Source organism: Elioraea sp. Yellowstone (genome assembly GCF_006704265.1).
Taxonomy (GTDB): Bacteria; Pseudomonadota; Alphaproteobacteria; order Acetobacterales; family Acetobacteraceae; genus Elioraea.
Window position 1 is genome coordinate 39,222 of sequence record NZ_VIKA01000009.1, and the last position, 9,701, is coordinate 48,922.

General features: G+C 72.4%; 9 protein-coding genes. 4 read left to right on the forward strand and 5 right to left on the reverse strand.

The window, feature by feature from the left end; genetic code table 11:
- Nucleotide 1 precedes the first annotated feature (1 nt).
- Genes FK498_RS03025 through FK498_RS03035 form a run of 3 tightly spaced genes read right to left on the reverse strand, consistent with a single transcriptional unit; the run spans nt 2 to nt 2,726 of the window.
- Nucleotides 2-886, reverse strand: a complete 885-nt coding sequence (locus FK498_RS03025) for an ABC transporter permease (protein WP_141851396.1) — start codon at nt 884-886, stop codon at nt 2-4.
- Entirely contained in the window at nt 886-1,962 is a 1,077-nt protein-coding gene (locus tag FK498_RS03030; RefSeq protein ID WP_141851398.1) for an ABC transporter ATP-binding protein, read from the reverse strand. The genes FK498_RS03025 and FK498_RS03030 overlap by 1 nt, the downstream gene beginning before the upstream one ends.
- Nucleotides 1,962-2,726 (reverse strand): class II aldolase/adducin family protein, encoded by a 765-nt coding sequence (locus FK498_RS03035; protein WP_141851401.1) that lies wholly within the window; start codon nt 2,724-2,726, stop codon nt 1,962-1,964. The genes FK498_RS03030 and FK498_RS03035 overlap by 1 nt, the downstream gene beginning before the upstream one ends.
- A 103-nt stretch (nt 2,727-2,829) precedes the next feature.
- On the opposite strand from FK498_RS03035, the gene FK498_RS03040 reads away from it, so the two are divergent.
- From FK498_RS03040 to FK498_RS03055, 4 genes are all read left to right on the forward strand, one after another.
- Nucleotides 2,830-4,098 (forward strand): M20/M25/M40 family metallo-hydrolase, encoded by a 1,269-nt coding sequence (locus tag FK498_RS03040; RefSeq protein ID WP_141851402.1) that lies wholly within the window; start codon nt 2,830-2,832, stop codon nt 4,096-4,098.
- 71 nt (nt 4,099-4,169) lie between these two features.
- A complete protein-coding gene (locus tag FK498_RS03045) occupies nt 4,170-5,048 on the forward strand; it encodes a transporter substrate-binding domain-containing protein (protein ID WP_141851404.1) in 879 nt (292 codons plus the stop codon).
- Nucleotides 5,049-5,061: 13 nt separating this feature from the next.
- The gene (locus tag FK498_RS03050; RefSeq protein WP_141851406.1) at nt 5,062-6,480 is read left to right on the forward strand and encodes a bifunctional enoyl-CoA hydratase/phosphate acetyltransferase; all 1,419 of its coding nucleotides are present in this window, start codon (nt 5,062-5,064) and stop codon (nt 6,478-6,480) included.
- On the forward strand, nt 6,477-7,658 hold the full coding sequence (locus tag FK498_RS03055) for an acetate/propionate family kinase (RefSeq protein ID WP_141851407.1): 1,182 nt from the start codon (nt 6,477-6,479) through the stop codon (nt 7,656-7,658). Before FK498_RS03050 ends, FK498_RS03055 begins: the two co-directional genes overlap by 4 nt.
- A gap of 134 nt (nt 7,659-7,792) precedes the next feature.
- Here the strand turns inward: FK498_RS03055 and FK498_RS03060 are convergent, their stop codons facing one another.
- Both FK498_RS03060 and FK498_RS03065 read right to left on the reverse strand, forming a co-directional pair.
- Nucleotides 7,793-8,668 (reverse strand): universal stress protein, encoded by an 876-nt coding sequence (locus tag FK498_RS03060; RefSeq protein WP_141851409.1) that lies wholly within the window; start codon nt 8,666-8,668, stop codon nt 7,793-7,795.
- Nucleotides 8,669-8,728: 60 nt separating this feature from the next.
- The coding region (locus FK498_RS03065) for a bifunctional aminoglycoside phosphotransferase/ATP-binding protein (RefSeq protein ID WP_141851411.1) at nt 8,729-9,701 on the reverse strand (973 nt) is incomplete at its 5' end.

Below are 9,701 nucleotides of genomic sequence, written 5' to 3' on the forward strand. Positions count from 1 at the left end.
CTCAGTGCCGGCTGCCGAACAGGCGGCGGAAGTCGACGATGCGCGCGAAGATCGCGAGCACCAGCACCACCGCGGCCAGGAGCGTGGACGCCATCATCGTGCCGACCCCCCAGCGGATCAGGTCGAGGATCTGGAGCTTGATGTACTCCGCCACCATCAGCGTCCGCCCGCCGCCCAGGATCGCCGGCGTGACGTAGAAGCCGAGCGAGAAGATGAACACCAGCACGGTCGCGGCGACGATGCCGGGCTTGGTCAGCGGCAGGAACACGCGCCGGAACGCCTCGAACCGCGTCGCGCCGAGCCCGCGCGCGGCCGGCACCAGCCGCGGGTCGATGTCGCGCATCGAGGCATAGAGCGGCAGCACGGCATAGGGGATCATGTAATGCACCATGCCGACGGCGATGCCGAACTCGTTCCAGATCAGCCTCAGGGGCCGGTCGATCAGGCCGACCGCGACCAGCGCCTCGTTCACCACGCCCTGGCTGCGCAGCAGCGTCACCCAGGCGAAGGCGCGCACCAGCACGCTGATCCAGAGCGGCAGCAGCACGCAGACGAACATCCAGCGCTGGATCCGCGGCGGCGCCGAGACGAGCGCATAGGCGACGACATAGCCCGCCACCAGCGTGATCGCGGTGGTGATCACGCAGATCCTGAGCGTCGTCATCCAGACGCGCTGCAAGGCCGGACTGGTGAGCAGGCGCTCGTAGTTGCCGAAGCCCGGCTCGGGCTCGGTGAAGGAGATCCACAGCACCTCGGCCAGCGGGAAGGCGTAGAACGCCAGCATCAGGATGACGGCCGGCGCGATCAGCAGCCACCACGAGAGGGATGCGCCGAGCAGGCGCGTCTGCGGCGCCGTCCGCGGCAGCGTGGCGGCGAGGGTCGTCATCAGTCCGGCACCACCGGCACGGAGGCGTCGGCCGGCCAGGCGAGGCGGACGCGCCGCCCTTCCGCCGGCTCGACCGGGCAGCGCCAGGCCGGCACCGTCACCTGGAACGTCCCGGCACCGGTCGCGACGACGAGCGCGAAGGAGGTGCCGAAATACGACCACGCCGCGATCGTGCCCTCGACCGTGTTCGCCGCCGCCTCGCCGTCCGCGGCGATGGCGATCTTCTCCGGGCGAAGTGCGATCAGGACCGTCTCGCCTGGCGGTGCCGGCCCGTCCTGCAGGAAGCGCGCGCCATCGACCGCGTAGGCGAAGCCGTCGGCGCGGCGTTCGATGATCCGGCCCTCGAGGAAGTTCGACTTGCCGAGGAAGTCGGCGACGAAGCGGGTGGCCGGACGCTCGTAGAGCTGGCCGGGCGGTCCCTCCTGCACCAGCCGGCCGTCGCGCAGGATGGCGATGCTGTCGGACATCGACAGCGCCTCCTCCTGGTCGTGCGTGACGTAGATGAAGGTCAGTCCGACGCGGCGGTGCAGCGCCTTCAGCTCCACCTGCAGCTCGGCGCGCAGCTTCTTGTCGAGCGCGGAGAGCGGCTCGTCGAGCAGCAGCAGCGCGGGCTGGAACACCAGCGCGCGGGCGAGCGCCACACGCTGCTGCTGCCCGCCCGAGAGCTGGCTCGGACGGCGATCCTTCAGGGGACCGAGCTGCACCAGATCGAGCGCCTCGGCGACGCGGCGCTCGGCCTCGGCGCGGGCGACGTTGCGTACCCGGAGCGGGAAGTGCACGTTCTCCGCCACCGTCATGTGCGGAAAGAGGGCGTAGCCCTGGAACACCATGCCGAAATTGCGCCGCTCCGGCGGCAGCGGCGTGATCGGCGTCTCGTCGAGCAGGATGTCGCCCGCGGTCGGCTGCACGAAGCCCGCGATCGCCATCAGGATCGTCGTCTTGCCCGACCCCGACGGCCCGAGCAGCGTGACGAACTCGCCGCGTCCGATCGTCAACGTGACGTCGTCGACCGCGCGCGTCTGGCCGTAATGCTTGGCGAGGCGCCGGACCGTCAGGCTGTGCTGCAGGGCCGCCATCAGTCGCGGTAGCCCGGGTCTTCGCGGTCGAGCAGGCGGCGCAGCGCCGCCCAGGGCCGCCAGCCCTTGTTGTCCGGGGCGGTGAACTGCGCCCGGGTGCGCGCCACCACCTCCGGCGGCGGCATCGACAGCGGACGGTTCATCGACGTTGCGGCCACCTGGATCCGGCACGCCATCTCCAGGTAGTACATGTAATAGAACGCCTCGGCGACCGTCCGCCCGACCGTCAGCAGGCCGTGGTTGCGCAAGAGCATCCCCGGCGCGTCGCCGAGGTCGCGCACCAGGCGGTCGCGCTCGGAGAGGTTGTCGTCCGCGGCGATGCCCTCGTACTCGTGCACCGGGACGCGGCCCGCGAACTCCATCGACATCTGGTTGAGCGGCAGGATGCCGTCCGCGGTCGCCGCCACCGCCATGCCAGCCAGGGTGTGGGTGTGCATCACGCAATGCGCATCCGGCCGGCCCATGTGGATCGCGGAGTGGATGACGAAGCCCGCGGGGTTCACCGGCCAGGGACTGTCGCCGATCGGGTTGCCCGCGACGTCGATCACCACCAGCGACGAGGCGGTGATCTCGCTGAACAGCATGCCGTAGGGGTTGATCAGGAAGCGCGGTTCGCCAGGACCCGGCAGACGGGCGGAGAGATGGGTGAAGATCAGATCGTCCATGCCGAACCGGGCGATCAGGCGATAGGCGGCGGCGAGATCCTCGCGCAGCGCCCGTTCGGTCGCCTGGGCGTCGGGCGGTTGCGGCGGCATCGCGTTCATGCGGTGATCCGTTGCGGTGGGTTATCGTGCCTGCGGGGTGACGACGGCGCAGTGTCGACCTAACCTGCACGATCATCAAGGGCTGTCGATGAGGCCAAGAGCCATGACCGATCTGGCGGCGGAGCGCCGCGCGCTGCTTGCGCATCTGCGCGATACCGAGGCGGAGCAGGTCGCGCTGCTCCAGGCGTTCCTGCGCGCACCCTCGGCCAATCCGCCCGGGGATACGCGCCCTGCCGCCGCCGTGCTGGAGCGCTTCCTCGCCGAACGCGGCCTGGCACCCCAGAGCCACGCGGCACGGCCGGAGCTCCCGAACATCGTCGCGACCTGCGCCGGCACCCGTCCGGGGGGGCATCTGGTGTTCAACGGCCACATGGACGTCTTCCCGCCCAACGACGCGAACGGCTGGTCGGGCGATCTGCGCGACGGCCGGCTCTACGGACGGGGTGCCGCCGACATGAAGGCCGGCACGGCCGCGAGCACCATCGCCTTCGCGGCCCTCGCCCGGATCGCGCCCGCGCTCGCCGGACGGGTCACGCTCACCGCCGTCAGCGACGAGGAGACGGGCGGGCGATGGGGCACGCGCTACCTGTTCGAGACGCTGGGCGAGGCGGTGAAGGGCGATGTCTGCCTGAACGGCGAGCCGTCGGGGATCAACAACATCCGCTTCATGGAGAAGGGTACGCTGCGCATGACGGTTGCCGTGCGCACCAAGGGCGCGCATGGCGGCTATCCCCATCTCTCGCCGAGCGCGATCAAGCTCGCCTGTGCGATCGTCACCGCCTTCGAAGGCCTGCACGGCTTCCAGCCCGCGCTGCCCGAGGCGGTCGCGCGGGCACTCGCCGACCCCGCGGTGATCGCCGCGCACGATGCCGGGCTCGGCCAGGGCGCGTCGGCGGTCGTACGCCAGGTGGTGTTCAACGCCGGCGTGATCGCGGGCGGATCGAAGGTGAACGTGCTGCCCGACCGCTGCACGCTGCACTGCGAGTTCCGCTACCCCTTCGGCCTCGACCGCGCGGCGATGGAAGCGAACGTCCGCCGCATCCTCGCCCGCTTCCCCGAAGCCAGCCTCGCGATCGACGAGGACCACTCCTACCCGCCCTCCTTCGCCGACCCGGCCGACCCGATGGTCGCCATCCTCGCCGACGTGGTGGAGCGCGATCTCGGCAGGCCCCGCCCGGTGCCCTGCTGCTCGCTCGGCGGCTCCGACAGCCGCTACTGGCGCTGGGCCGGCGTGCCGGCCTTCCTCTACGGCCCGAGCCCCGTCACGATGGGCCAGGCGGACGAGCACGTGACCGTCGAGGAATTCCTGCACGTCGCCAAGGCGCATGCGCTCGCCGCCTTCGACTGGCTCGCCGCCCGCGCCGCCGCGTAACCGCCGCGCGCTTGCACGACCGCCGTCCTGCCGCGCACTCTCGCCTCGGCCCAACAGCCAGGATCGTCCGCATGCGCCGCTCCCGCAGCCTTGTCATCGCCGCCCTCGCCCTTGCCCTCCCCGCGGGCCCGACGCTGGCGGATGCGCTCGACGAGGCGGCCGCGCGCGGCACGCTCAGGCTCGGCGTGCGCGCGGATGCGCCCCCCTTCTCGGCCTCGGCCGCACCGGGCCGCTACGAGGGCTACAGCGTCGATCTCTGCCTTGCCGTGGTCGAGGCGGCCGCGGCCAGGGCCGGCCGCCCGATCCGCCCGGACTACGTCGCGGTCGATGCCGGCAATCGCCTGACGCTGCTCGCCGAGGGCAGGATCGACCTGCTCTGCGAGGCGACCTCGCGCACCCTCGGCCGCGCCGACAGGGTGGACTTCTCGCTGCCGACCTTCGTCACCGGTGCGGGACTGATGATCCGCATCGGCCCGAGCCCGATCGCGCTGCCGCCGCTCGGCGGCGGCGGTCTCGGCCTGCCCGCAGAGCCGCCGCGGCGGATCGGCGTGCTGGCCGGCACCTCCACCGAGCGCGCGCTGCGCGCCTTCATCGCGAACGGCGCGCTGAACGCCCAGATGGTCGAGGCGGCGACGCACCAGGACGGGCTGGCGGCGCTGACCGCCGGGCTGACCGAAGCCTACGCCGCCGATCTCGAGATCCTGGTCGCGCTGCGCGCCCAGGCCGCCGACCCCGGGTCGCTCGCGATCGCCGATCGGACGCTGACGCTGGAGAGCTACGCGATCGGCATCCATCCCGGTGCGCGCGCGCTGCGCGTGCTGGCCGACCGCGTGATCGCCGAGCTTTCCCGCTCGGGGCGGCTCATGCAGATCGCCGAGCGCCACTTCCCCGGCCGCCGGCCCGGCGAGGCGTTCCTGGCGATGACGCTGCTGAACGCCCTGCCCGACTGACGGAGCGCGCCGCGTGACCCCGCGCCGGGCGGTCAACCGCACCTACGACGAGATCGCGATCGGCGACAGCGCGTCCGAGACGCGGACGCTGACGGCTGATGATCTCGTGCTGTTCGCGCACGCCTCGGGCAACCTCAACCCGATCCACCTGCCGGGCCGGCAGGGCGAGGGGGACGATGAGCCGGCGGTGGCGCCTGGCATGTGGATCGCGGCGCTGTTCTCCTCGGTGCTCGGCAACCGCCTGCCTGGCCCCGGCACGCGCTACCGCAGCCAAAGCGTGCGCTTCCTTACCCCCGCCCGCGTCGGGGATACCCTGACGACGACCGTGACGGCGAAGCTGAAGCTCGCCGACTCGGTGATCGTGTTCGATGGCCGCGCGGTGAACCAGCGCGGCGAGGTGGTGGCGGAGGCGGAGGCCGAGGTTGTTGCGCCGGCGCGGCGCGTCACGCTCGAGGACGCCGCCCTGCCCCGGCTCGCCCTGCACCGCCAAGCCAAGTTCGACGCCCTGATCGCCGCCTGCGCGCCGCTTGCGCCGGTGCCGACCGCGGTTGCCCATCCCTGCGACGGGCCGAGCCTCGCCGGCGCGCTGGAGGCGGCGAAGGCCAAGCTGATCGTGCCGATCCTGGTCGGCCCGCCCGCGCGCATCGAGGCCGCCGCCGCTTCCACCGGTCTCGATCTCTCCGGCATCGAGATCGTCGCCACCCCGCACAGCCATGCCTCGGCCGCGCGCGCGGTCGAGCTCGTCCACGAGGATCGGGCGCGCGCGGTGATGAAGGGAGCGCTGCACTCGGACGAGCTGCTCGCCGAGATCGTGAAGCGCGAAGGGGGCCTGCGCACCAAGCGCCGCATCAGCCATGCCTTCGTGCTCGATGCGCCGGTGCTCGATCACCTGCTGATCGTCACCGACGCGGCGATCAACATCCTGCCCGACCTGATGACCAAGGCCGACATCACGCAGAACGCGATCGACCTCGCCCGTGCGATCGGCATCGCCAAGCCGAAGGTCGCGGTGATGAGCGCGATCGAGACGGTGAATCCCTCGATCCCCTCCTCGGTCGATGCAGCGGTGCTGTCGAAGATGGCGGATCGCGGCCAGATCACCGGCGGGCTGGTCGACGGTCCGCTGGCGATGGACAATGCGATCGACCTCGACGCCGCGCGCACCAAGGGCATCACCTCGCTGGTGGCCGGGCGGGCGGAGATCCTGGTCGTGCCGAACCTCGAAGCGGGCAACATGCTGGCCAAGAACCTGACCTTCGTCGCCCAGGCGGACGCGGCCGGGCTGGTGCTCGGCGCGGCCGTGCCGGTGATGCTGACCAGCCGGGCCGATGACGTGCGCGCGCGCCTCGCCTCGGCCGCGCTCGCGGTGCTGTACCGGCACTGGCAGACGACGGGCGTGTCGGCGGTGCCGGGAACGGACGGCACGGCGTGACCGACGCGATCCTGGTCGTCAACGCGGGCTCGTCCTCGATCAAGATCGAGCTCTTCGCGGCCGACGACGCGCTCGCTTCGCTGCTCGCCGGCCAGGTCGAGGCGATCGGGCTCGCGCCGCGGCTGTTCCTGCGCGACGCCGCCGGAACGACGGTCGCCGACCAGGCCTGGCCGCAGGGCGAGGGCCCGCGCGATCATCGCGCGGCGCTGGCGGCGATCGGCGCGGCGGTCGCGCGTGCGGCCGCGGATCGGCGAATCGTTGCGATCGGGCATCGCGTCGTGCATGGCGGGGCGGCGCGCGCCGCCCCGGTGGTGATCGATCCGGCGGTCCGGGCCGAGCTCGCGGCGCTGACGCCGCTCGCGCCGCTGCACCAGCCGCACAACCTCGCCGGCATCGACGCCATGGCCGAGCTCCATCCCGGCGTGATGCAGGTGGCCTGCTTCGACACCGCCTTCCATCGCGGCCATCCCTGGGTCGCCGACACCTTCGCCCTGCCGCGCGCGTTCCATGCGCGCGGTATCCGCCGCTACGGCTTCCACGGCCTGTCCTACGCCTATGTCGCGATGCGGTTGCGTGACGTCGCGCCCGAGATCGCCGACGGGCGCGTGGTCGTCGCCCATCTCGGCAACGGCGCCTCGATGTGCGCGCTCCGCGGCGGGCGTTCGATCGACTCGACGATGGGGTTCACGGCGCTGGACGGCCTGCCGATGGGCACGCGGTCGGGCCAGATCGATCCGGGCGTGCTGCTGCACCTGATCGCCGCGGAGGGCTACGACGCGGCGGCCCTGACGCGGCTCCTCTACCACGAGAGCGGGCTCAAGGGCCTCTCCGGCCTGTCGAGCGACATGCGCGCGCTGGAGGCGGCAGGCACGGCCGAGGCGGCGGAGGCGATCGCCTACTTCGTCTATCGCATCCGCAGGGAGTTGGGCGCGCTCGCGGCCGTGCTCGGGGGGCTCGATGCGCTGGTCTTCACCGCCGGCATCGGCGAGAACAGTCCCCGCATCCGCGCCGCCGTCTGCGACGGCATGGACTGGCTCGGCATCGCGCTCGACGCAGCGGCGAACGCCCGTGGCGCCATGGCCATCTCCGCGCCGGAAAGCCGTGTCCGGGTGCTGCGCCTCGCCACCGACGAGGAGCGCATGATCGCGATCGAGACGCTGCGGCTGCTGCGCGGCTGATCGGCCTCATACCCGGAGCACAAGGGGTTGACCTTTGTGCGGAGGGTATGGCGCGCGGGGCTCAAGGGGCGGCCGCGCGCACAACCAAGGCCTGATGCCCGGCCGGCAAAGGTCGAACCTTTGTCGGCCGGGTATCAGCGGCTCATCAGCAGCGTCAGGTCGGCGTGTTCGAGCACGTGGCGCGTGACACCGCCGAGGATGAGCTGGCGCAGCCGGCTGTGGCTGTAGGCGCCCATGATCAGCAGATCGGCCTCGGCCTCCTTGGCCGCGGCCAGCAGGCCGGCTCCCACCGAGTTGCTGACGGGCTTGAACTGCCGCGTCTGCGCCTTGACCCCATGCCAGGCGAGATAGTCGACGAGGCCGGTCACATCGGGACCGCGACGCTGATACTCCTCGGCGTGCAGGACCGTGACCGACTCGGCGCGCTCGATCCAGGGCAGGCCGCCGGCGACCGCCGCCGCGGATTCGGCGGTGCCGTTCCAGCCGATGCAGACCCTCCGGCCGAGCTGCCCCGGCGCCGACCGGGGCGCCACCATCACCGGCCGGCCTGAGTCGAACAGCACCGCATGCAGCGCATCCGAGGTCGAGACGTCGTCGCCGGCCTCCGGATGGGCGAGCACGACGACGTCCGACAGCCGCGCCTGCTGCGCGACCACATCCTCCTCGCGCCCGACCACCGAGCCGAAGCTCGCGGTCACGGATCCGGCTGTAAAGGCGGCCGCCGGGTCGGTGACGATCGGGATGCCGTGCTCCTCGACGTAGCGCGAGAACAGCGCCTGCACGCCCTTGGCGCGCTCCGCGCTCTCGCGTTCGGTGGCGCTCATCATCTCCTCGATCATCGCCCCCGAGAGACCCTCGCCGGCGAGGGGAGCGACGTCGCGCGGATCGATCCGCACATGCAGCCCGTGCACATGCGCCTTCCAGATGCGCGCGGCCAGGAAGGCGGTCGCCAGCGCGGCCTCGCCGGCCTCGGTGCCGATCACCGGCAGCAGCAGTTTGCGGTAGGCCATGCGCCATCCCTCGAGATTCGTGTCTCCCGCGCGAATCCTAGCACGCCGGAGGCGGTCGCATCACGGGCTCGCGAGCAGGCTCCGCGCACGATCGTGCAGACGGGGGTCGGCCGCGTCCAGCCTGGTCCAGCCGATCGGTCCCGGATCGCGCACAGCCGCCTGGCGCAGCACGGCAGCATCGGCATCGGATGCATCGCCGCGCCGGGCGGCCAGCCGCTGCTCCAGCACGGGCAGCGCCGCCTCGAGCCAGATACCCGTGAAGGGAATGCCGGCCGCCGAGGCGACCGCCTCGATCCGCGCGCGCTCGCCGGGATCGAGGAACACCGCGTCGGCGATCGCGGCATGGCCGCCGGCGAGCGCGGTCGCCGCCCCCTCCTCGAGCGCGGCATAGACCGCCGCGGTCGCATCGCGCGTGTAGGCCTCGGGCGGCAGCCGGTCCTCGGGCGCGCATCCGGCAAGGCGCTTGCGGATCTCGTCCGAGCGCAGCACCAGGGCGCCCGGCGCGGCGCCGAGCGTCGGCGCGAGGGCGCGCGCGAGCGTGGTCTTGCCCGTGCCCTGCAGCCCCCCGATCGCGACCAGGCGCGGCGGCGGCGGATCGAGCGCCGCCCGCGCGGCGGCGAGGTAGTGCTGCGTCTCCGCCTGGCCGAGCCGCGCCAGCACATGCGCGCGCACCATCGCCCGGCAGGAGAGCCAGAGCGGCAGGCCGCGCGCGAGCGCGACGTCGCCGCTGCGCGCGACATAGCGGTTCAGCACCCGGTTCGCCGCCGACCGGTCCGCCCGCGCCTCGAGGTCCATCAGCAGGAAGGCGAGGTCGTAGCCGAGATCGATGGTCGCGAGCTCCTCGTCGAACTCCAGCGCATCGAAGGGCACTGGACGGCCCTGCCAGAGACAGAGATTGCCGAGATGCAGGTCGCCATGGGCGCGGCGGACGAAGCCCGCGCGCGCCCGCTCGTCGAGCCAGGGCGCGAGAGCCCCGTGGCGCGCCTCGGCGGCGGTCTGCCAGGCGGCCACGGCCGCCGGGGCGAGCCCCGCC